Origin of the sequence: Pleionea mediterranea, assembly GCF_003148745.1 — a bacterium.
In the GTDB taxonomy this organism is placed as follows: Bacteria; Pseudomonadota; Gammaproteobacteria; order Enterobacterales; family Kangiellaceae; genus Pleionea; species Pleionea mediterranea.
Genome location: NZ_QGGU01000008.1, coordinates 62679 through 87093 on the forward strand (window position 1 = coordinate 62679; position 24415 = coordinate 87093).

Consider the following 24415-nt stretch of genomic DNA (forward strand, 5'->3'; position numbering starts at 1 on the left):
ATCGTAATTTATTATTGATATTTACTAACATCATAAGTATTTCACCTAATCACTTATCAAATTACTTAAATCGGACAATTCTTTTTTCTCAAATACTTTATTCATATTGATGATGGCGATCATTGCATCATCAACCGTCACTATACCGTCAAGATAAGTCGTATCCACTGTGTTGGTAATGTCGGGGTTTTTCTTAATCATGGATGGATAGATCTCATGCACATCTGACACATAATCAACAACAATACCTATCTTTTGTAAATTTTCTAACTCGATATAAATAGTGACTGGTTTTTGACTGGTATCAGGTTTAGACAAGTTAAAGCGTTTTCTTAAATCAACAACCGGAATGACTTGCCCACGTAGATTAATGACACCCAATACAAATTTAGGTGCATTGGGAATTGGCTTTACTTTTTCCAAAGCGCGAATTTCCTGAACCATTAAAATGTCGATGCAATATGCCTCTTCCTGCAAACCAAAAGATAAATATTGATGACTGTCGGCATGTGTTGCAATCATAACGCTACAACTTTTGCATAATGATTAGCCACTTCCGTGAGATCCAGCAATTGCTCGACATTAAGTAAAACCAAGGTTTTGCCTTGGGTCTGACATAATCCCTTAACGAACTTATCATCAATATTGCCAATGGTCTCAGACACCGCTTTGATATTATCTGGATCAATTTCGAACACATCAAAAACAGAGTCGGCAATGGCACCTATCTTTTTATGCGTACCACTGTATATAACATTCAGTACCACTATGGCAGTTTCTTTATTCGGCTTAACGGCATTCATGCCCAATCTTATTCCGAGGTCAATTACCGGGATGATATCGCCCCGTATATTGATAACACCAGCTAGATATTCGGGCGCATTAGGCAGTTGAGTGCAAGCCTGCCAACTTCTAATTTCTTGAACCGATAGAATATTGATGCCATAAAACTCGTTATTGACGACAAACCCTAAAAACTGTTCGCCATCAAAAATATCGTCTTGAAGGTCGTTATTTGCTTTAGATTCTGGCACTTCAATTAATTGATTACTCATGCAGCAATCACTCTGTTTTTAGTTTTGCGTGAGTAATGATGAATAAAACCAACCACGTCTATAATTAACGCAACCGTCCCGTCGCCTAAAATAGTGGCGCCCGACAAACCCGGCAAAGCGATAAAGTTCGACTCCAGGCTTTTAATTACCACTTGCTGTTGAGACAATAACTCATCCACCATTAAACCAACTTTATTACCGGCTCCTTCAACAACAATGATAGTAGCATCGGTTATTTGTTTTTGTTTAGGCATTACATTAAAGGACTGATAAAGACGAACAATGGGCACATGTTCATCACGCAGTAAAAATACCTGGTTATTGCCAGCAACGCTTATGATATCTTTTGCCTTTAGCTGTAGCGACTCAACAATTGAGGTTAGTGGAATAATATATGTTTGATCGCCTACCTGTATTAACTGGCCGTCCAATATGGCTAATGTTAATGGCATATGGATGGTGATGCTGCTGCCCGAGCCCTCTGTTGAAGACACCTGTATTGTGCCACCAAGTGCTGCAATATTGCGCTTTACCACATCCATGCCTACGCCTCGACCGGATACATCGGATATTGTTTCAGCGGTGGAAAATCCGGGTTCAAAAATCAATGCGTACAACTGCTCTTCCGGTATTTCACTGTCTGCACTGATAAGTCCGTTTTGAACAGCACGTTGCTTTACTTTTTCACGATTAATGCCTGCACCATCATCATTAATTTCGATAACGATATGACCGCCCTGATGATAAGCCGATAAGTTGATAACACCGGTTTCTGGTTTTCCCTGATTAAGTCGCTGCTCGGGAAGCTCAATACCATGATCCATAGCATTTCGAATTAAATGCACCAAAGGATCACCAATTTGTTCCATTAAGGTTTTATCCAGCTCTGTTGTTTCACCCGTTATATTAATGGTAACTTTTTTCTCTAACTGCACACTTAAATCGCGTACCATTCGAGGAAAGCGGTTAAACACAAAGCTAATCGGTAACATGCGTATTTGTAAAACATGCTCCTGTAATTCACGAGTGTTACTTTCAAGCTGACTCAATCCATCCTTTAATTTTTCAAGCTTATTGATTGAAAAATCCTCACCAATTTCACCTAACATGGATTGAGTAATAATCAACTCACCAACCAGGTTAATCAGCGTATCCACTTTTTCTGTATTCACTCGAATGGATGGGCTGTTTTGAGAAGAGGCTTTGGTTGCTTTTGCTTTATCTGATTTCTGAGTTAATTGTTGCGCAGAATGAATAAGGGGATTGCGAGATCCGGACGGTTCAACAGTAGATTGCTTCACTATGCTAAGTAATCGTTCAGAAAATACTTGTTCAGCCACTGATTCTATGGACAGCTCACACTCATCCATAACCCATTCGAAGACTTCTTCTATCATGTATTCTTCGGTGTTTGCCTGTAGCAATAATGTCCACTGCAACAGGCACTCTTCTGGCTCCAAACAGTTTAAAGTAACCACAGAGTCTGTATTTGCCTCAACAGTAAGTTCACCGAGCTCTGCCAGTTCACGAAACATACGTAAAGGTTCATTGCCTGTTCGTAAAATTTGTGGCTGTGGTTTAAAAGTAATGACCCAGTATTGACCGGATATTTGAGCGTTTTGACTTAAATTCTGGATGTTATTTTGCTTAAGGCTGGTCGTATTCTCAGAGGTTTGCTCACGGTTACTTTGACCAGCATTAATAATATCTTTATCACTATCTGTACCTGTATCTGTACCTGAATCTGGCTCTATGCCTGCACTGGTTCCCGTTTCACTCGTGTAAATTTTTAATAACTGGCTCAATTCGTCATTAAGTGGTCGATACAAACTTTCGTCGGGTGTTTTATTATTTTGCAAAATGGTTAACATTTCTCTTAAACAATCAACCGACTGCAATAAGGTATTGGTAATTTCTGGGTTTAATTGACAACGACCACTGCGCATTTCATCAAGCAGTGTTTCCAGTGTATGAGTAAAGTTAGCAACGGAATCAAACTTAAATGTAGCACTGCCGCCTTTAATGGAGTGAGCAGCACGGAAAATACTGTTTAAGCTGTCGGGTTCAACCGGGTGAGTATCGGATTCTGTCGGTAGCTGCAGTAAATTTTGTTCCATAATATCGAGACTTTCGAAGCTTTCTTCGAAAAAAACATCATGAAACTGACTTAAATCGATAGCCATAAACTAACCTATTGCCTGGCTAAACGATTTAACGGACAACTTGTAAACATTAATCAATTACTCTTTTTACGGTTGCGACTAAATGCTCTGGTTGAAAAGGTTTTACGATCCATCCTGTTGCGCCAGCTTTTTTGCCTTCTAATTTTTTTTCTTTGGTTGACTCTGTGGTGATCATTAAGATGGGTGTAAATCGATAAGAAGATAACTGTCGCAGTTGCTGAACCAGTTCAATTCCTCCCATGTTGGGCATATTGACATCCGATAATATAAGGTCGTACTGTGTTTTCTGCGCGCTTTGTAACGCTTGTTGACCATCCTGCGCTTCATCCACATCAAACCCGGCATCTTTTAAAATAAATACCACCATCTCACGTATTGAGTTAGAGTCATCAACGGCTAATATTCTGGTCATTGTTTATTCTCATTGTTTTACTTAGCTCTACTTTATTCTAAGAACCTGATTTTATTCCAAGAGCCTAATTCTATTTTAAGATTATAATTCTACTTTAAGATTCTAAAGGTTGTTTAGCTGAAGTGCCTGTTGCATACCCAAAAGCTTTGCATCCGCCAGCAGAGCACTCGAAGGATGTTGCCAGCGCACTTCGATAGACATGGTCTCAGCCTGCCGAATAAATGCATACAGCAGCTGCGCGCCCGCAGTATCCAGCTTTTCCACTTTACTGGCATTCACGTAGCAAAGATTTGACTGTTTATTCAGCGCGTTTAAAAAGCGTTGTTTTAAGGCCTCAGCCTGTTGAATAGTCACCTGTGAACCACAGCTGACGCTCACTTTGTTTTCCATGTATTATCAATTAGTTATAGCTGATTATTAAACCTGTCTATTGTTTATAGCAGATCATGGCAAATTTGCCGATATTTTTTGGGGAATACTTGTCGAAAATTATGACTGTTTGGAATGGCGAAGATTGTTGATATCGTCTTCGATCTGGCGGTTTTCTGCTTTGTCTTTATTCAACTGCTCTTTTTTCTGTACTCGCTGCTGATATTTACTGACGGCCTGAGTACGCTGACTGCGGCTTTGCCACTGGCTACGCTGTTTATTAACTTCACCTTGCAGCAATTCTATTTGCTGCTTTTGCGTCTCAATGGCTTTATCGAGTTGTAACAGGAAGGACTTATAATGCTGTAGTTGAGAACCACTCATGCCCCTTTGTGCCCGAAATTGAAACTCACTCATATAATCAGAACGGTATTGCACCAGTTCATGGAGTTTTGACTGCGCCTCTCCGTAAACATTCTGGGCACGACTCAGAGTATCGGCCGCTTTCTTTTCACGTTGCTCGGCGACCTTTTTGACAGGTTCTATGCGTTGTGAGCTTGATTTCATGAAACAACCATTCCACTTGAATTATTGTCGGGTACGTTTTGAAGTATAGACCTTAAACCCTCAATTGACTGCTCCAATGTGCGACTTTCTGAGGTGTTTTGCTGCAAAAACGCGCGCATTTCTGGCATAAGCTCAATGGCTTCGTCGATTTCACGATCACTACCTTTTTCATAGGCACCTATATTAATCAGGTCTCTATTGCGCATAAATGCTGAGTAAATACGCTTAAATTCACGAACATCTTTGATATGTTCTTCATCGACAATTTGCGTTATCGCTCTACTCACCGACGCTTCTATGTCAATTGCCGGGTAATGGCCTGCATCAGCCAACTCTCTTGATAGCACCACATGACCGTCCAGAATCGCTCTGGCAGCATCAGCAATGGGATCCTGTTGATCGTCGCCTTCTGCTAATACGGTGTAAAATGCCGTAATAGAGCCACCGCCTTTTTCAGCGTTGCCGGCACGTTCAACCAATTGCGGTAGCTTGGCAAAAACAGAAGGCGGATACCCTTTAGTAGCGGGCGGCTCTCCAATGGCCAATGCAATTTCTCGTTGCGCCTGACAAAAACGGGTTAAGGAATCCATAAGCAGCAGTACATTTTTACCCTGATCGCGAAAGTACTCGGCAATACTGGTGGCCACCATAGCACCCTGCAGCCGCATTAAAGGTGAATTATCCGCAGGAACCGCAACCACTACCGCACGCTCACGCCCTTTCTCACCCAAAATATGATCAATAAATTCTTGAACCTCTCTACCCCGCTCACCAATCAGGCCAACCACTATGACATCGGCCGAAGTAAACCGCGTCATCATTCCCAGTAAAACCGATTTACCGACACCACTGCCCGCAAACAACCCCATACGTTGACCACGGCCCACCGTTAGCAATGAATTAATAGCCGCAACACCAACATCGAGAGGTTCATCTATCGGATGTCGGGTCAGAGGGTTAATGGGTCTGCCCTGCAACGGGTATTTATTACCTGTGTATAGAGTTCCCTGTTGATCAAGCGGTGCGCCATAACCGTCTAAAACACGCCCTAAAAGTTCATCGCCAACGTTTACGTTAGCGGTACTTCCAGTGGGTATAACACTGGCACCCGGACCAAGGCCCTGAATATCGCCTGTGGGCATCAGATATATTTTGTCTTCAGAAAAACCGACCACTTCAGCTGGCTCTTTTTCACCACGATTGGTGGTAATTAAACAGCGCTCTCCAATATTCACCTGACAACCTACCGCCTCTAACGTCATACCAACCATACGCGTTAACTTACCTTCAACGGCAAGACCCGGCGCTGTCGACAAACGTTGTTTGAATTGACTGATATTATCGGCCAGTTGAAACTCAGGTTTGGGTGTCATCTTTTGCTACTCGTTGATCGCCAAAAACATGGGTAAAAATATCGGCGATGCGTTTTTCAATAGTGGCGTCTATGTTTGAAACATCGGTGGACACCGAACAACCACCGCGTGAAATGGAAGGATCATCAGTAATTGTCCAGCCCGACTGTCGTTCACCATCCACCGAAAATATTTTACGAATTAAATTGGCATCTTCCGGATGCATTTTAACGGTAACTTGGCGGCCTGATGATGGCAGTAATTTTATTGCTTCACGTATCACCGCAATAATTTGATCGGGATTTTGCTTTACTTCACGGCGAATGATCTGCCGCGTAACCATCGACGCTAATTCCGCTAATTCTTCGGTTATTTTTTCCTGTTCTCGTTCAAACGGCTTTTCCATTTGATGCATTAACGCATCAAACTCTTGTTTCATTTTAGTCAGTTCTGCTTGCGCTTGTTGCAAGCCGGCCTCATAACCATCCTGCTTACCTTCATCAAATGCAGCTTGTCGTATTGCGGCAATTTCTTGAGCAGTTGGCGGCTTAGGTACGCCTTTATTTTGTTGTGAGCGAGTGCCTGGTGATTGGCCTGAATCAAACGAAGGTAACTCCCAACGTTTGGAACTTAAGGCGCCTTCTTGCTCACTCATTACTTCCAATTCCTCTACAGCCATGGATTTACTTGTATCCTGTTCCTGATCAGCGGACTCATCTTGCGCGGTCTCTGTCTGCTTCGACTTATCAGAACTTTTAGACCTGTTATCTTGTCCCGGTTTCTCAGATGACTGTGGGTTATCAGTGTTTGTCATAATATTAAATCATGTCCTCACCGACACCGCCCAGTACAATTTCACCGGCATCCGCCATACGACGCGCTACGGTTAAAATTTCTTTCTGAGAGTTTTCTACTTCACTTACTTTAACCGGCCCCATAGCCTCTAAGTCATCTTTCATTAATTCAGCGGCACGTTTTGACATGTTATTGAATATTTTTTCTTTAATGGCTTCATCAGAGCCTTTCAATGCCAATACAAGTGTATCGGTAGAGATTTCTCTGAGCAGTGCTTGAATGCCTCGGTCATCAACGTCAGCCAGATTATCAAACACAAACATCATATCTTGAATTTGTTGACCTAAATCTTCATCAACTTCTTTAATGTTTTCGATCAACAATCCTTCAACACTGGTATCGAGGAAGTTCATAATATCCGCAACTTTTTTGACTCCACCCATTTGCGCGGCTTTCGATGATGAACTGCCTGAGAACTGTTTTTCCATAATGCTGTTAAGTTCTTGTAAGGCATTCGGTTGCACTGCTTCAAGTGCGGAAATTCGTAGTGCCAGATCAAGTCGTGTTTTTTCTGGAAACAACCCCATAATTTCTGCGCTTTGATCCGGATCAAGATAGGATAAAACAATCGATTGAATTTGCGGGTGTTCAAATCGAATAATATCGGCAACCGCTCGTGGATCCATCCATTTAAGCGTATCAAGTCCTTTGGTGTTGGCGCCTAGTAAAATACGATCAATTAATGCGCCGGCTTTATCTTCACCCAAAGCATTTTTTAATGTGTTACGAATATAGTCTTCGGTGCCGATTCCGATGCCGGTTTGATCTTCAACTTTTTCCAGAAATTCATCGAGTACCACTTCTACCGATTCTTTTTCTACATTTTTAAGCGACGCCATAGCAAGTCCAATTTTTTGAACTTCTTTTGGTCCCATATGTTTAAGCACTTGAGCCGCATTTTCTTCACCCAGCGACAACAAAAGTACAGCGGCCTTTTCGGTGCCACTGTACGTCAGTTTTGTCTTTTTTTCTTTTTCAGGTTTGTCGTCACTCATCTTCTTCTACCCAGTTTTTCACTAACTGTGCCACCATGGTTGGATCTTGCCCGGCAACACCTTTGGCCTTTTCACTCTTTGGTGAACCAGCAATTTGAGGGCCTGGTAACTCTAATGCGGGATCACTGCCTAAGCTTAACGTATCCGCTCCCATCTCGCCCATATTAAAGTCATCTTCCTGACGGGTCCCTACGGGAACATCGGGTTGTTTGGTTAACTTACTCATTAATGGTTTAAGCAAGCCGAATATTAAAACTAATCCTAATAACAAAGCGGTTACCGGTTTCCATAGTGCCTGAAACAAAGGTTGTTCATAAAAAGCTAATGGCGCTGGCGTTGGTAACGCTTCAGGTCGTACAAAGTTAAAACTTTCGACTTCTACTTGATCGCCTCTATTTGGATTATAGCCAATAGCACCACGAATCAATCGGGTAATGTTGGTGATTTGATCGTTCGACATAGGTACTTGTGTTGTTGGGTCTTGTGGATTGTCAATGTAATCAAGCCCGACAGAAACACTAACCTTTCGAATCACCCCTACCTGCTGTTTAATATGACTGATGGTGGTATCCAAATCGTAATTACGTTCCGCTTCAACGCGACGATTCACCGGCGTTTGTGTTTCAGCAGTTGCATTATCGGCCTGATTACCCGCATCTTGCTGTAATGTTTCAGGAATATTGGCTGCTGCCGGTGGTTGATTGCTCAGTGCGCCTGGTATTCCTGAAGCGCCAGCGGTAGCGGATTGATCTTCCATGGTGCGCTCACTTCGAACGGCGGGCAATTCAGGATTAAACACTTGTTGAGTCTGTTCGGTTTTAGTGAAATCCATATCAACATTAACTTGTACTGTGTAATTGCCTTCACCAACGATGGGTAATAATATTTGCTCAATTTTGTCGCGATAATCTGCTTGCTGTTCGCGCGTTAACTTTATTTCACGATTGGTTTCACGCTCTTGTTGACTCTGACTGCCAGAATGCAACAGTCGCCCTAATTGATCAGTCACCGTAACACGTTCAGCTTCAAGATTGGCAACACTGCCAGTAACCAAATCAACAATAGCCCTAACCTGTTCTTCATCAAGTTGACGATTGCCGTATAAATTTAATAATACCGAAGCACGAGGTTTGCGCTTGTGTTTTAAAAATGCGGTTTCTTTGGGTAAAGCCAAATGAACTTTAGCGGCTCTTATACCGTTAAAGTCGCCAATGGTTTTTGCCAACTGTAATTCTTGACTGCGTTTTAATCGCGCTTTTTCTAATCGTTGTGATACGCCAAAACCGGTTTCTTTATTCAGGTATTGATCGGTTTGTGCATTTAAATTAACGCCTTGTCCAGCCAGTTCCATTTTAATGCGTTGGTAACGATCTTGAGGCACTAATATCATGCCATTACCGTCGAGCTTATATTTCACATTACTCTGATCAAGATAACTCACAACATCCAGTGAACTGCCAGCATCAAGATTACCCAGAGGCCGCATATCTGGCTCTGAACCCCATAAAACAATAAACACACCAAGAGCGACACTGGCCGCCAGGCCGATCATAATGCCCAGCTGTTTAAATACGCCAAGATTATTCATGCCCGGTAAAATATTTGGCGCAGCGCTCACATTGGACAGCTCTGTTGATGTTGCTTCAGCCACTTTTATTCTCCAATAAAACTAAATTATTCAGGAATATGACATGCCTAAATGGGCATATTCATAATGTCCTGATAAGCACTGACCACACGATTTCTAACCTGTACGGCAGCATCAAACGCAACACTTGCTTTTTGCGACGCAATCATTGCTTTAACAAGACTGACACCACCATCACCAGATTCAATAGAATTTGCAGCTTGTGCAGAAGCCATTTGATGTTGGTTAATTGTTTTTAATGCATCACCAAGCGCATTGGTAAAGTCAGCATTACCACTGGCAGCAACTTGTTGTGTTTGTGGGTTTTGAGCTGCAGCACTTAACTGCCTCATTTGCGACAATATTTGATCGGGTGTTATTTGAGTCATATTAATTTACCTTTCACTAATTTAAGCGGGCATTTCGTAGCCCAGCTCTCGCATTTTGGCTAATTTGTATCGAAGTGTTCGGGGGCTAATGCCCAGTTCTTCTGCAACCTGTTTTTTCTTTCCATTGCACTGCTTTAACGCATCAATAATAATTTGATATTCGTGCTGTCTAACACCTGCACCAAGCGCAGAAACATTATCGTCTTCGATCTCTTGTGTAGTTGAGTCAATAATTTCATGGGTGGTTTCAAACATCAGGTGTTCTGAGTCAACTTCTACACCACCGGATAAAATTAGACAGCGCTGCACCACGTTATCCAGCTCTCGTACGTTGCCTGGCCAGTTATAGCTGAGTAATTTTGATTTCGCATCACTGCTTATCGATGGAACATCAAGATTGTTTTGACGGGCGTATTTTTCTAACAAAAATTCTGCCAGCGGTATAATGTCTCGGGTTCGCTCCGATAAAGCTAAACAGGTCATTGGGAAAACATTTAAACGGAAATATAAGTCTTCACGAAATCGTTTTTCCTGGACTTCTTTTTTCAAATCTCGATTGGTTGTTGCGATCACTCGTACGTTTAACGGGATCATCTTGCGACTGCCGAGCCGCTCCACTTCACGCTCTTGCAACACCCGTAACAGTTTAGCTTGCAAAGACAAATCCATTTCTGATATTTCATCCAGCAAAATAGTGCCATTTTGGGCTTGTTCGAATTTACCAGGACAAGACTGATAAGCGCCTGTAAATGCCCCTTTCTCGTAACCAAACAAAGTTGCTTCTAACATATTCTCCGGTATGGCGGCACAATTTAATGCAACAAATGGCTGTTCACTACGACTTGAATGACTATGAATATAGTTCGCCATAACTTCTTTACCCGAACCGCTTGGCCCATTGAGTAATACCGTTGAGTCGGTGGCCGCGATACGTTTGGCTAACTGATAAAGTTGCTGACTTTTATCATCTGCAATAATCGGTAACTTTTCATTTAACTCAGTGTGCTTGTAGCGCTCTAAAATTTCTAACAATATTGTTGGTTTAAACGGCTTTTGAATAAACTCACTGGCGCCTTCCTGCATGGCCGAAACAGCCATGTCGATTGTTCCGTAAGCCGTCATAAATATAAACGGCGTATTCATATCTTTGCCACGGACAAATTTCAAAAACTCTTTCCCATTTCGCTCACCCAGATTAACATCACTGACGACTATATCCGGTTGTGACGATGACCATTTAACAATGGCCGAATCTATGTCTTCTGCTTCATCAACCTGATAGCCGGATAACTCAAGTGTGTCGGTAAGGGCTTCTCTTAATGTTTGATCGTCTTCCAGTACTAATACTCGATTAGTGTTCATGATGACTGCCTTCTACTGCATTTAAGGTTATTGCTCGATAAAGTATTAACGTAATATCTGTCCCTTTGCCTATTTCAGACTGAATATTTAATTCTCCCTGATGCGCTTTTACCGCGCCATGAACAACCGCAAGACCAAGACCGGTGCCTCCTGACTTTGTGGTGTAGAAAGGATCGAGTATTTTATCGATTTTTTTCTGTTCGATTCCCTCTCCATTGTCGGAGACTTTAAACATAATAAGGTTGTCTTGCGTTGTAATTGATAGCGATACTTCTGCTAACTCATTTTTTTCACAAGCCTGAAACCCATTGTCGATAATATTGGATAAAGCACTTAATACGGCGTCTAAATTGAGCTCCACATTAAATGTATGCTTGGTATCATTATTGATTATTAACTCAGGATAATGATCGGTCGCATGTTGACTAACAGCCTGTGAAATTTCGGAGCAAGGTTTAATAGACTTTTGTAATCCGCCGGATCGGGCAAACTGCAACATATCGTTAATATGTCTATCAAGGTGTGTTAAACAACTCACCAGCTTCTCTGAGAATTTCTTTTGCTTATCCTTTCCCATATTGGTGTTCGATAAACCGTCTGCGTAAATCAACGCTGACGATAGAGGCGTTCTTATCTGATGCGCCAGTGACGCCATCATCTTACCCATGCTGGATAAGCGTTTATCCTGATTAACCTTGTCCTGTAACTTACGGGTTTCAGTGAGATCCGTAAGCACAATCAACTGACCAGGTTCGTAATCCAGTGAACGGGTTTCAATATGCACCCGGCGACCATCTTTCAGCGACACTTCATGACCATCGTCGAGTCGTGGTGCAAAACTGCGCTGAATAATTGCTATCCATTTCTCGCCAAGCAATGGCCGGCCTAATAAATCGACGGATACTGCATTGCAATCTTGCACATAACCGTGCTCATCAATCACAACAACACCCGCGGGTAAAATCGACAGCAGGCTTTGTAAACGTGAAGCCGCTTTTTCTTTTTCAATAAGTTGGTGCTGTTTATTACTGACTTCGCGCGCTAATTTATCGGCCAGTGACTCCACCTGATCTTCAAGATCCTGATAAGAATGGACAAAGTTTTCCGATAGCCGGTTAAACTGCTGAAATGCTTGCTGCAAATGTTCAATGTTCAAATCATTCGCCTCTGCATGGCTTGCGGTTGTCTGGTTTATAGATTTGCTGGATGAGTTACCTTTAGAAAATATCGACGTGCCGGAAGTCACCGATGTTTCATCGGTTGACGTTTTAATACGTTGAGGGTTTGGCATCGTTTACTGTCTCCTGCTTGCGGTAACCAAAGCGTTGATGGCTTAGCAGCAAATAGCGTGCCTATTTTAATTTATTGTTTTATTTCAATAAGATATGTAGCATTAAAATTTTCTAAAACAGCTGCAGTCAATTTTCTGGCGTTTAACTGTCGATAAAAAACAAGACTTAGGGAGGTGATTGTTATGGGTATTATTTGGGTAATATATTATTGGTAAATATCTGGATAACCTTTGGGTGATAAATCGAGAGGTCGGCGCAACAAAAACTCAATTATCGGTTCTAAGCCAACAAAGGATCGTTATTGATATGTATTAGAGAGTTTCAAACAACCAGCGGTATTAAAAATAAGCAACCCTAACCCGATATATCGTCAGTACGGGAAATATCGTACTTTTTCATCTTTTCTACCAGTGTTGTTCTGCGCATACCCAGTCGGTTGGCGGCTTTGGCAACCACCCAGTCGTCACGGTCGAGTGCCTGTTTGATGTATTCAATTTCAAGCTTTGCCATAAACTCTTTAAGGTTAAGTCCTTCTTCTGGCAACTCCAACTCAGCGCTCTGCTCACCTGCTGGGCTTTGATTTTCTGCCGACGAAACATCAAATTCAGCGGCTACCCGTGGCTGACTTTCAATCTGCTGTTTTAGTTTTGGCGCTTCGTAAGGTGTCAGACCATCAAGGTACTGATACTTGGTGGGCAGTTCATTGACATCCACCACACCGTACGGAAACAAGATGCACAGTCGTTCCACCAAATTCGCCAGTTCTCTTACATTACCTGGCCAGTCATGCCGCATCAGTGATGCCATGGCATTGGCGCTGAATCGCACCGAGTCTCGACCGTGTTTTTCCAGCCGAGTGGTTAATTCGTTAATTAACAGCGGAATATCATCGGCACGTTCGCGCAGAGCCGGCATCTCGATGGGAAAAACGTTTAGCCGGTAATACAGATCTTCGCGAAAGTTTCCTTCTGATACTTCGTGCTCCAGCTGACGATGGGTTGCGGCGACTATTCTTACATTGGCCTGAATGGTTTTATTGCCACCGACGCGTTCAAAGCACTTTTCCTGCAGCACGCGCAATATTTTAACTTGCATCGAAAGTGGCATATCGCCAATTTCGTCGAGAAACAAGGTTCCGCCCTGAGCAAGTTCAAATCGCCCCTGTCTGGCAGACAGCGCACCAGTAAAAGCGCCCTTTTCATGGCCGAATAATTCGGACTCTAACAGTTCGCCAGGGATCGCCCCACAATTGACCGGAATAAATGGCTTATCCGAGCGATCGGACAAATAGTGGATATTTCGGGCTGCGACTTCTTTTCCGGTTCCGGATTCACCCAGAATCAAAACATTAGCGTCACTGTTGGCTACTTGTGAGATAAGTGTGCGAACATCTTGTACCGCATCGCTGGCACCAACCATGCTTCTAAATAACTCAAGCGGTTGATTGCCCTGCTGAATAATGTGCTGATTACCGTGACATTCCTGACAGGCGTGCATCACTTCCAGTAAATCATTGTATTTTGGTGGGGTATCGATTCGCCCTACAATTTGGCAGGCCAGAGCATCACTCATATCACCAGTGTAGGAAACATCGCCAATCATCAGTAACGGCAGGCTTTTCGAGTATTGCTGAATTTCAGCAACCAGATCCGACAATTTATCGTAGTTATCCAGCTGGCCAATCGCAACGGTAAGAAATTCTGACGGTGACGTCAGTATGTTTTGCCAGTTTTTTGAATCCGATATCAGGCAGTCTTCACCGATAAAATCGAGGATCACTTTAATATCGTGCCCTCGCTTGGCATCGTCATCGATCACAAGTACTTTTAATTCGGATAACACCGCAAACCCCTGAGTAAAAAAACTGCTCTATTTTTAACCAATTGGATCGGCTAAAAGTTTTTTAAAATGAATAACCTATGATAATAAATAGAAGCTGATTTGTAATCTGTCAATTTTTTGTCAATTAATTCTAATGTAAATTACATCACTATCAACATTCAACTTAACTGATGATATTTGGCAATCGATAATATTTCGTAAACGACCATATTTCGCAAACGATAATATTTGGTAAAAGACTATTCTGCACAAGTTACTGTAATTGACGTATAGCAACATTACGGCACTGGTAATGGCCACAAACAACTATTGATTTAATTGAAACAGAGCTTCAGCAAGTTTCCAGTCAGATTCATCATCAATATCCTGTGAATGCTCTGGTGCCATAATATACGGGTAACACGGCGCTGTATAAAAACTTTTACTTGCTCTAAATCGTGAAATGTTTGAAATATAGATAGCACCATTGGGAACAAAACTAGACTGATAATCTTGAGAACGTTTACCGTTAAATAATGACTCAGGAATGTTCAGGTCGCCTTGCTGTTTGACTGTTAAACACCACTGGGGTGGAAAAGAAATAGGCGTCACTGAAACCAGATTGTTATGCTGTTGTTGTTCAAAACAGTCTATTGCTTCGGTTATGTGCAGCTCACTTCTCAGAGGGCTGGTGGGCTGCAATAGGATAATGTTCTGCTCCTTGCTCAGTTGAGCTTCGTCTATAACATGACTAATCACCTCTGCCATACCTGCTGTATCCGATGCTAAATTATCAGGTCGCGTTAAAAATAACAGCCTGTCCAGATTTTTAGTTAAATTGGACTCGCTATTATTATGCTCTCCTTCGCGCAATTGATCACATAACGTTTTAACGTCTGGATGATCGCTGGTAATAATTATCTGGCTGATAGCTTTTGTATTTAACGCAGCTATAATTGTCCACTCAATTAACGGCCTACCTGAAAACAGACGCATATTTTTGTTCGGAATTCTTTTGCTTCCGGAGCGAGCAGGTATGATTGCAATATAAGACAAACTTAATTCCCTTTTATAATATCGTCTTGTGCTTTCTCAAAGTCAGGCATTTTCCCAATATCCAGCCAGTACTCATGTATAGGAAACATGGATACCTGTTTATTACGCTTAATATATTGTTGAATTAAATCCGGCATATCTTGTTTTTTGTTGGCTTCAATTTTTGAAAACACATCGGGAGACAGAACATAAATACCAGCATTAATAAAAAATTGTTTTGTCGGCTTTTCTACAATACTGGTGATAATTTCACCATCGGTTTCTATTACACCATAAGGAACTTTAATACCATAACTGGAGACACACATCGTTGCCACAGCGCCCTTTTTCTCATGAAAGCTTAATAACTCATCAAAGTTTACCTTTGTTAGTAGATCACCATTCATCATAATCAAAGGTAGTTGCGGTGTAGTGTCGGGTAATAACCCTAAAGCACCTGCCGTACCAAGAGGCTCATTTTCATGAACATAATGTATTTCTATCCCCCAGGCGCTACCGTCACCGAAGTAGTCTTTAATTTGATCAGCAAGATAGTGGGTTGAAATATAAAATTTATAGAAACCATATTCTATAAAGCTTTCTATAATGGTTTCTAAAATTGGTTTACTACCAACTTTGAGTAAAGGTTTAGGGCAATCGTCTGTTAATGGTTTTAAACGTGTACCAAACCCTCCAGCCATTAAAAACACTGGATTACTGCGTTTGGGAGTTTTCATTAATTGCTCAAGTACAACCAGGCCGACAACTTTGTGGTCATCAACTACAGGCAAATGAAGCAAATTTTTTCGAGCCATTAGCGTTAATATTTTTTGTGTAGAATCTGCAGGCGTACAGTAAACGGGATTACTGTTCATGACTTTTGTAACCGACTCATCCAGATCGATGTAATTAAGCAAGCCACGTCGAATATCTCCGTCGGTAACAATACCCAGTAACTTATACTCATTATCGGTGACCAATGCAGCGCGAATGGCCGATCGATCAATAGCGCCAATCACATCACGGATAGAATCCGTTGAAGAGACACAAGCCGACTTCCAACGATCATCTTGAAACGACATATTCACTCTCTTAAGGTTATCCTGATTAATGGAGTTATAATGTATATTTTATTCTGTATTTTGGGTCTTAAAATGTATTACAGCAATTATTTAAGTATTGCCTTTTCTGCGACATCCGACTTAACCGTAACGCCAGCCCCAATAATGGCACCTGTACCAATGGTTATACCCTGCAAAATAACAGCGCCAGTACCTATAAAAACATGATCTTTAACAACCGTATCACCACAAATAATACTGCCTGGAGCGATATGACAATGTGCACCTATGGAAACATGGTGCTCTACTACTGCTCGTGTATTGATAATGGTGTTTTGGTTAATATCACAGCCAATTTGCAGACACGCTCCTGCCATTACCTGTACGCCCTCAGAAAGATTAGCATAATGGCTAACAATCGCACTGGGATGAATAAGTGTAGTAAATGATGCCCCCTTCGACTTATATTCTTGATAAAGTCTATAACGCAAGGAATTGCGAGGCAAAAACCCACAGCCATTAATAAAGCCAATGGAATCATTTGAATTAATTAAAGCGAGGCCACTTTGATCATTTCCCAAGCTGACCAGATTCAAAGGTTGCCAATATGAACCCGCTTCAATATCAGGAGTAATAACACCTAAAAGATTTTTATTTTGCTGATTTTTTACCAGCACATCGAAGCAGACGGCGGCATGACCGCCTGCGCCGATCATGACAAGTGGCGAATTAATCAATTAACTCATCCTTGGTAAAAGGACGTGATGCAGTACGCCCCAGGTAATCCCAGTAATACACGGGTGAAACACCACTACCAGGGCGCTTTATCGTCAGGTTATGTTCAGAAAATTGCTCACCTTTTGCAATTGATGTTGCTGCCACAAGACTTTTTCGAGCTGCAACCTTGTTCTTGAGCTCAACGGGCGCCGGTGTTTTTACTGAACTTCCCAAAGACAAAACACAATCTCTAACCGAACTGATCATGACTTTTAACTCATCTGGCTCAAGACTGGCTTTATGATCCGGTCCTTGTTGAGTTTTATCCAGTGTAAAATGCTTTTCAATTATACTGGCACCTAAAGCGGTAGCCGCCACAGGAACCGTAGTACCCTTGGTATGATCCGAATAGCCATAAGACAAACCAAAGCATTGACCTAGTGATCTCATGGCATTCAAATTAATACTGGTTAATGGTGCTGGATATTCAGTTGTGCAATGTAAAATCGTTACCTTTTCACTCAAGCATGAGCGAGCTTCTGGCAATGAGTAATAATGTTCGATACGGTTGCTATCTGGCTTTTCACTTTTAGGCGCTAACAACCCAAAAGTTATAACTTTAAGAGCATTCTCAATATCCGCAAGTGACGCCATTCCGGTTGAAACAATTAATGGCAAACCTGCTCTTGCATGTTGTAATACAAAGGGTGCATTGGTAATTTCACCGGAAGGTATTTTCAACCGTTTCATTTGAGTGTTTTCAAGCAAAAAAGTAAGGCTGTTCGTATCAAATGCCGTACATAAAAACTCGATATCTTTTAACTGACAATAATTTGATAACTCTATAAAATCTTCATAAGACAGTTCAAGGGACAATAACATATCATGCTGTGAACTGTGTTTATCACCAGCATGCTGGTATTGAGCTTTTTCCGCATCGAGTGTCACTAAAGAATTGGCTCTAAAACATTGAAACTTTACTATATCCGCTCCCGATAACTTTGCAGCATCAACCAATTGCTTTGCCAGCTTAAGAGAGCCATTATGATTAACACCGGCTTCTGCAATAATTTTCATCCACTCACCTTCCCATTAGAGCCTTTATCTTCACTATCTGCCTGAACTTTATTAGTCGATGCAACGACACTTGTTTCAATATTATTAGTTTCAACGGTTTTATTGTTATTGTTTTTCAAGGTACTTGTCGGCAACTCAGCTTTGGTTAAGCTATTATCCGGTAAGTCAAAGAACCGGTGATTTATCCTGCTGTAATCATAGTTACTTAGAGTGGAAGCAATGAACTCTGACGGCGATGTATATAGAGAATAAGGATTTTCTACACTTTTTACTGACTCCCTAAACGTTTTATTCAGCGCTTGCTCAATTGCTTTGCTAATAGCTTCGTAACTGGTAGTAACATTAATGACCGACTTAGCGCATACACGCCCTTTTTGTCGTCCACCTACATTAATAGTAGGTACATGCAATGATGGTATTTCAATTAAGCCGCTGGAAGAATTTCCAATAACAAACAGACAACGTTTAGCCAATGATAAGTAACGCTTTCGACCAAAAGAATGCTCCGCTATAATTCGGCCGGGGTATTGATGCTGCCAATTATTAATGACGGATACAATGGAATCACGTCCTGAGTCAGCATTAGGATAAGAAATAAGTATTTTCGCACTCGTCTTGCTTAAACAAGCTTCCAACAAGTTCTCAAGAACAGAACAGTCCGATATCTCACCATAAAACTCAGGCTGGTAAGTCATCATGATTAGTTCATCATTTTTAGTGATTGAATACTTTTCAAAGTCATCGGACAAATCGAAACAGGCATCCTGTGAAATATTTTCTAACCCGAGTGCTCCAGATAGGTATACCGTTTCAGGTGGTTGCCCCATTTGTATAACACGCTGTTGATATGTACTGGTTGATACAAAATGGAGCGATGACATTTTGGTAATGCAATGACGTAAAGCATCGTCGAGAGCACCTTCAGTAAGCTCACCACCATGAATATGCACAATGGGTATTTTAAGCATTAGTGCTGATACTGCTGCAGCAAAAATTTCAAAACGATCGCCAAGAAGAATTATCGCATCTGGCTTTAGAGAAACAAAACACTCGGAATACTTCAATAACGCTTCTGATGTTGAAGCTATGGTATCCGTTGTTTTTTGCCCGTTCATATCAAACTTAACCTTGTGAATATCGGTAAATCCGTCACTAATAATTTCAGATACTGTTTGGCCAAACGATGGAAGCAAATGTGTGCCAGAAACAATCAGATGAAAATCGATCGCTTCAATTGATGTTAATTGTTTAGCCAGAGGTTTTAACAATCCCCAGTCCGCACGTGTTGATGTTACCATGGCTAACGTTGTCAAATCAGATACCGTCATATCAGTTACCACTCATAAACTCGGGTAGCTTTGGCAAGTTTAACTGCTCATTTATTACAGCAGAGCTTGGTAGATTTACCAGTCTTGATGCCAGATCCGAAGTCACAGTCAAGTCATCTCTATCCGCGTGCTTAAACATTGGCAAGCTATGCATAGGTTGCCATGCCGGTCGCAACATAATATTTTGTTCTGAAGCTAACTCAATTAAATTTTTTACTTTTGAAGCTTGTTCAACAATGACAGCATTTAACCAGTGATTTGATTGACAATATTTTACCGGCTCAATGAGTGACATTGGTTTTGATCGGAATTTTGTATTAAAAAAGTCATGATATGACTTAAATACTCTTCGCTTACTGGCTAATAAAGCATCTAGTTTATCAAGCTGCGCACAACCCAATGCAGCATTTAGGTTTGGCATTCGGTAATTAAAACCAATTTGATCATGGCTGTACTGATAGGGATGAGGAACCTTCGCCGTTGTCGATAAATGACGGACAGACTCTGCTAATGACTTATCATTAAATAATAGAGCTCCGCCTCCACCAGTGGTTATTACTTTATTACCATTAAAACTGACAACCCCTATATCACCAAAAGTGCCCAGATGCTGTTGTTTATAGTAACTGCCCATAGCTTCAGCCGCATCTTCAATAAGTGGAAGCTGAAACTCTCGGCATAAGCTTGCAATATTCTCAATCTCACAGCTATTACCAAAGGTATGCATAGGTAAACATGCCGCAACCCGACGACCCGTTGTACGATTAATAAGACCCTTACTGGTGTTCTTGCATTTATTTTCAAGCCAATGTTTCAGTGATGAATAACTCATACCGAGTGTGTGATTATCGACATCGATGAAAACAGGAGACGCTCCACAATAGGCGATACTGTTTGCCGTTGCGACAAAGGTTAAGGATTGTGTAATCACTTCATCTTCGTGGGATACACCCACCGCTTTTAGCGCAAGATGCAATGCAGAAGTACCGTTAACCACAGCAACAGTTTCTTTAGCACCTGTAATAGAAGACAGTTTTTTCTCGAATTGTGTAACGTATTGACCTACCGATGACACAAAACCGGAGTCGATAACATCGTTAAGATAAAGTTTATCATGTTCAGTAAGTATTGGTTCGTGTAAAACAATACTGGACTGATTAGCATAAATTGATTTGATTAAATCAAACAGCTCATCATACATTGTAAATCGTCGACTTATATTTTTTTAAGTTCTCAGGATCGCTGAACCACTGTATGGTTTCGTTTAAACCTTTTTTTATATCGTAGTCTGGCTCATAACCACACAGCTTTTTAATAAGCGAATTATCGCATTTCAAGCGAAACACTTCTGAGTCCTTAGGTCTCAGACGAGCCGGGTCAATACGAAACTCCACATCGCTATCCATTATTTTTTTAATTAACTCTAATGTGTCTTGCATAGAAATTTCTGTATTGGATCCTATATTGATCGTTTTGCCTATCGCTTCTTTGGAATCACCTAAGGCCACAAATCCGCGACAAGTATCTTTTACAAAATTAAAATCGCGCGTTGGCGACAAGTCCCCTAACTCTATTGTTTTCACACCCTGATTAATCTGTGTAATTATAGTTGGTATAATGGCACGAGCTGACTGACGAGGGCCATAAGTATTAAATGGCCGAGCGATCGTTACAGGTAATCCAAAGGTATAATAAAAACTCATCGCCATAGCATCAGCAGAAATTTTTGATGCCGAATAAGGTGACTGTGGCTGCATAGGGTGATTTTCATCAATGGGTACATACTGAGCCGTACCATATACTTCACTGGTTGAAGTATGAATAAATCGCTTTACTTTATGATTTTTGGCTGCCTGACATAGGTTGAGCGTCCCTTTAACATTAGTGTCAACGTAGCTGTCTGGGGCAACATAGGAGTAAGGTATCGCTATTAAAGCCGCTAAGTGATAAATAGAACTAACATTTTCACAGAGTGATTGACAAAAATGAGGATCACGAATATCACCGCTAACCACTTCCAGTTTTTCAGACTCTGGAATATCTTCAAGCCATCCCCAATGATTGAATGAATTATAGAAACTTAAGGCTCTGACTTCATGCCCCATCTTAAGTAATAATTCTACCAAGTGAGATCCTATAAACCCATCTGCACCGGTAACCAGTATTCGATCAGACATTTTTGTGCTCTTTTAAATGCTCATTAAGGCGATTAGAAATTAAATCCATGGACTCAGCAACACTTTTTCCTACAGACCAAATCATATCCACATCTGGAAACATCGGGTTTGAGTCACAGCCATACATTTTTGCCGCAAGCTCGGTATGCGCATAGGAATAGCACAAAGTTCGCTTGCCAATCGCGCCACATAAGTCATATACAGCGGTTGGGGCAGTAAATACAAGGTCAAGATTTTTAATTAACGCTGCCAGATTGTCCTGATCATCTTTAAGATCAATGTCTTCAAAGTGAACAAACTTATCACCTAAAGTTTGAGTTAATAGGTCCAACTCTTGTTTAGTAAAGCTATATTGTAAGTTCACCAAAGTGACATCTTTGTCTTTAAATAATGAAATGATGTCTGACACGTCTAAATAATAGCCTTTACGGGATCGATTCATAAGACCGCTACGCCATGCAATACCAACGACAGATTTGCCTCTATAGGGTTTAAGACGTTCACTCCATTGGTTAAATAAATCTGTATCGACCGTTAGAAAGCCTTTTTCAGTATATTTTTTATTTTTATAAGCTTCGGTAATTTTAGTGTGATAAATAATCCCTAAGCTTTTTTGTAATATTTGATAATCGAATCGTTCAAAATGTTCAGAATTGATATAGTCATCACTAAAGGTAACATAATTAAATTTGGGAAAACTTCGCTTAAGCAATGGTATCAACCGTTCATCAACTTGAACTGTGGCGTCGACATTTTCGTTTTGCAGCAAGTTAAAATACCAGGCCGTTTCAATTTGGTCACCTATACCCTGCTCTTTTCTTAATAAGATTTTTTTACCGGACAAACTTTCACCAGACCAGTTTAACTGACTGTACTTGTAAGCCATATTCGAAAATCGATTATTTGAGACCTTAAATCCTTTTTCAAGCTCTCCCTTTGCAATATAGATCAAACCCAAATTTATACTTGATTGCGCAGCGTCAGACTTTCTTGCAATAATATCTTCATAAATAGGGATTGCTTTATCATACTCTCCACGAACCTGATATATATGCGCAATATTCATTTTTGCCGTATCGTCACCCGGGTTTTTAACTAAAGCTTTTTTATAATACCCGGTAGCCTTATCAAACTCTGATACTGCGCCATAATAAAAACCAAGATAAAACAGTGACTGAGGCGCTTTTCTTTGCAGCCAAACGGCTTTGGCCAGATAATGACGAAGTTTTTTCTGGTCACCCAATTCAAGATAGGTTTTAAACAATGCGACATTTAACTCATAATGAGTATCGTCAATTTCCAGGCCCCTTCGATAAAGCTTTTCTGCTTTAATAAAGTTAAACGTGTAGTAATAGGCTTTGCCTAACTGATAGTAAAGTTCGGTGTGATTTGAATTGGCATAATAGGCTACCTGTAAAAACTTAAGTGCGTGCTGATATTCAGCTAATTCGTTAAAACAAGATCCCAGTAATATTAGGGCTTCCTGGTGAATATCATCGCCCGTTGACGCCTTTATTGCGTATTGGATGGCTAAAACATAGTCTTTTAATTTGTACAACAGCAATGCTTTTTGAAAATTGGCCTCAATATTGTCAGGATTTAACTGCAATAGATCGTCTGTAACCATTGATGCCTGAGCAAACATTCCCAAATTATCCAACAATGCAATTAATAAACAAAGGGAGTCCACATGATCAGGCTTAATTGAAAGCGCTTTTTTCAATGCATTCATGGCAAGCTCGGTATCTTCCAATTGAATAAAGCATTGCGCCAACTCAAAATAGTTATGGGCAGTATGCTGACGTCCTTTGTTTATTTTTTTTAAAATGGCCTGAGTGGTCTTCAATGCAGTTTTAAACTCAGGTCCATAACCCTGGCCGGTTGCAATAATTTGTTTAATGCCTTTTTCTATATTTTTTGTATTAATTATCTCAGTCATTGCACAATCCTGTTTATTGCCATTTCAGATAATGAGCATGCATCACTTTTACGACCAGCCTACCTTAATATTAATATCAATTGTTATAATTTTCATGGGTCTTTTTCAGAACGAACAAACCCTGCCTTCAGTGCCCTATGTTTAAACTGATCGTTTTATTAAACGACTGCCTACGCTAATTGCCAATAACAGTAAACTCATCCATTTAAATGGTTACTAAGGCAAATATTTACCGCTTTTGCGGCAGAGCTATTCCTGATTCCGGGGGAGATAAAATAAAGGGGCTAAATCTCTTTAGCCCCTACCGTACTACTGAAGGACACTGGTTCCAAGCCGTTCTCAGCGACTTAAAATAGCTAACCTTCTTGAAAACTTCCTACTTAATCGCTGTTCTCAGCAGCTTTAAGAGAAATTTTCACGACACTTTAAAAGTTGTTCTCAGCAACCTTTGTGTGCCACTTATATGCCTTTCACAAACTTAGACCTATCATGGGATTTGGTTAAATTTATGTCGGCAGTTTAAAGTAAGCATACAGCGTGCCAACTTTTCTCGTTTTACGTTTGCTAAAAAATTCGCAAATAATTTAAAGTCGACTTTTTCAGAGCCGATAACACTTTTGAATCGAAGTTCTCAGCTTTGATTTCCTCGCAATAGATATTCTCAGTATCTTTTGTTCGCAACTCTCCCTGTCAACATGGCGAGTTGCAAACGAAGGGATATTCTCAGTATTTCATCGTCGTCACCTTAAATGTGTTTAACAACAGCATAGATATGCTTTTATGGTTAATATCGGGAGTACGA

22 protein-coding genes are annotated in these 24415 nt (G+C 40.9%); all 22 read right to left on the reverse strand.

Features of this window, described 5'->3' with window-relative positions:
- Positions 1–45 precede the first annotated feature (45 nt).
- A complete protein-coding gene (locus C8D97_RS11635; RefSeq protein ID WP_109763952.1) occupies positions 46–522 on the reverse strand; it encodes a chemotaxis protein CheW in 477 nt (158 codons plus the stop codon).
- Positions 519–1055 (reverse strand): chemotaxis protein CheW, encoded by a 537-nt coding sequence (locus tag C8D97_RS11640; protein WP_109763953.1) that lies wholly within the window; start codon positions 1053–1055, stop codon positions 519–521. Before C8D97_RS11640 ends, C8D97_RS11635 begins: the two co-directional genes overlap by 4 nt.
- Positions 1052–3238 carry a chemotaxis protein CheA gene (locus tag C8D97_RS11645; protein ID WP_109763954.1) on the reverse strand — a complete coding sequence of 729 codons (2187 nt, stop codon included), beginning with the start codon at positions 3236–3238 and terminating at the stop codon, positions 1052–1054. Before C8D97_RS11645 ends, C8D97_RS11640 begins: the two co-directional genes overlap by 4 nt.
- A 49-nt stretch (positions 3239–3287) precedes the next feature.
- On the reverse strand, positions 3288–3650 hold the full coding sequence (locus C8D97_RS11650) for a response regulator (RefSeq protein ID WP_109763955.1): 363 nt from the start codon (positions 3648–3650) through the stop codon (positions 3288–3290).
- A 102-nt stretch (positions 3651–3752) separates the two neighbouring features.
- The gene (locus C8D97_RS11655; protein WP_170115230.1) at positions 3753–4028 is read right to left on the reverse strand and encodes an STAS domain-containing protein; all 276 of its coding nucleotides are present in this window, start codon (positions 4026–4028) and stop codon (positions 3753–3755) included.
- A gap of 111 nt (positions 4029–4139) precedes the next feature.
- Positions 4140–4586, reverse strand: coding sequence for a flagellar export protein FliJ (gene fliJ, locus C8D97_RS11660; RefSeq protein ID WP_109763957.1), 447 nt, complete (start codon positions 4584–4586; stop codon positions 4140–4142).
- Positions 4583–5959, reverse strand: coding sequence for a flagellar protein export ATPase FliI (gene fliI, locus C8D97_RS11665; RefSeq protein WP_109763958.1), 1377 nt, complete (start codon positions 5957–5959; stop codon positions 4583–4585). The genes fliJ and fliI overlap by 4 nt, the downstream gene beginning before the upstream one ends.
- A complete protein-coding gene (locus C8D97_RS11670; RefSeq protein WP_109763959.1) occupies positions 5943–6752 on the reverse strand; it encodes a flagellar assembly protein FliH in 810 nt (269 codons plus the stop codon). The genes fliI and C8D97_RS11670 overlap by 17 nt, the downstream gene beginning before the upstream one ends.
- A gap of 4 nt (positions 6753–6756) precedes the next feature.
- Positions 6757–7788, reverse strand: a complete 1032-nt coding sequence (fliG, locus tag C8D97_RS11675; protein ID WP_109763960.1) for a flagellar motor switch protein FliG — start codon at positions 7786–7788, stop codon at positions 6757–6759.
- Positions 7781–9439, reverse strand: coding sequence for a flagellar basal-body MS-ring/collar protein FliF (fliF, locus tag C8D97_RS11680; RefSeq protein ID WP_109763961.1), 1659 nt, complete (start codon positions 9437–9439; stop codon positions 7781–7783). The genes fliG and fliF overlap by 8 nt, the downstream gene beginning before the upstream one ends.
- Positions 9440–9483: 44 nt before the next feature.
- Positions 9484–9804 (reverse strand): flagellar hook-basal body complex protein FliE, encoded by a 321-nt coding sequence (gene fliE / locus C8D97_RS11685; RefSeq protein WP_109763962.1) that lies wholly within the window; start codon positions 9802–9804, stop codon positions 9484–9486.
- Positions 9805–9825: 21 nt separating this feature from the next.
- Entirely contained in the window at positions 9826–11166 is a 1341-nt protein-coding gene (locus C8D97_RS11690; RefSeq protein WP_109763963.1) for a sigma-54-dependent transcriptional regulator, read from the reverse strand.
- Positions 11156–12457 (reverse strand): sensor histidine kinase, encoded by a 1302-nt coding sequence (locus C8D97_RS11695; protein WP_109763964.1) that lies wholly within the window; start codon positions 12455–12457, stop codon positions 11156–11158. The genes C8D97_RS11690 and C8D97_RS11695 overlap by 11 nt, the downstream gene beginning before the upstream one ends.
- A 355-nt stretch (positions 12458–12812) precedes the next feature.
- Positions 12813–14300 carry a sigma-54 dependent transcriptional regulator gene (locus C8D97_RS11700; protein WP_109763965.1) on the reverse strand — a complete coding sequence of 496 codons (1488 nt, stop codon included), beginning with the start codon at positions 14298–14300 and terminating at the stop codon, positions 12813–12815.
- A 306-nt stretch (positions 14301–14606) separates the two neighbouring features.
- Entirely contained in the window at positions 14607–15335 is a 729-nt protein-coding gene (locus C8D97_RS11705; RefSeq protein WP_109763966.1) for an acylneuraminate cytidylyltransferase family protein, read from the reverse strand.
- Positions 15336–15337: 2 nt separating this feature from the next.
- Entirely contained in the window at positions 15338–16396 is a 1059-nt protein-coding gene (locus C8D97_RS11710; RefSeq protein ID WP_109763967.1) for a nucleotidyltransferase family protein, read from the reverse strand.
- A gap of 86 nt (positions 16397–16482) precedes the next feature.
- Positions 16483–17112, reverse strand: coding sequence for a NeuD/PglB/VioB family sugar acetyltransferase (locus tag C8D97_RS11715; RefSeq protein WP_109763968.1), 630 nt, complete (start codon positions 17110–17112; stop codon positions 16483–16485).
- Positions 17105–18169: an N-acetylneuraminate synthase gene (neuB, locus tag C8D97_RS11720; RefSeq protein WP_109763969.1), complete on the reverse strand. Its 1065-nt coding sequence runs from the start codon at positions 18167–18169 to the stop codon at positions 17105–17107. The genes C8D97_RS11715 and neuB overlap by 8 nt, the downstream gene beginning before the upstream one ends.
- Positions 18166–19497: a UDP-N-acetylglucosamine 2-epimerase gene (gene neuC / locus C8D97_RS11725; RefSeq protein ID WP_109763970.1), complete on the reverse strand. Its 1332-nt coding sequence runs from the start codon at positions 19495–19497 to the stop codon at positions 18166–18168. Before neuC ends, neuB begins: the two co-directional genes overlap by 4 nt.
- 1 nt (position 19498) lies before the next feature.
- Entirely contained in the window at positions 19499–20698 is a 1200-nt protein-coding gene (locus C8D97_RS11730) for a LegC family aminotransferase (RefSeq protein WP_109763971.1), read from the reverse strand.
- Positions 20691–21674 carry an NAD-dependent 4,6-dehydratase LegB gene (locus C8D97_RS11735; RefSeq protein WP_109763972.1) on the reverse strand — a complete coding sequence of 328 codons (984 nt, stop codon included), beginning with the start codon at positions 21672–21674 and terminating at the stop codon, positions 20691–20693. The genes C8D97_RS11730 and C8D97_RS11735 overlap by 8 nt, the downstream gene beginning before the upstream one ends.
- A complete protein-coding gene (locus tag C8D97_RS11740) occupies positions 21667–23613 on the reverse strand; it encodes a tetratricopeptide repeat protein (RefSeq protein WP_109763973.1) in 1947 nt (648 codons plus the stop codon). The genes C8D97_RS11735 and C8D97_RS11740 overlap by 8 nt, the downstream gene beginning before the upstream one ends.
- Positions 23614–24415 lie beyond the last annotated feature (802 nt).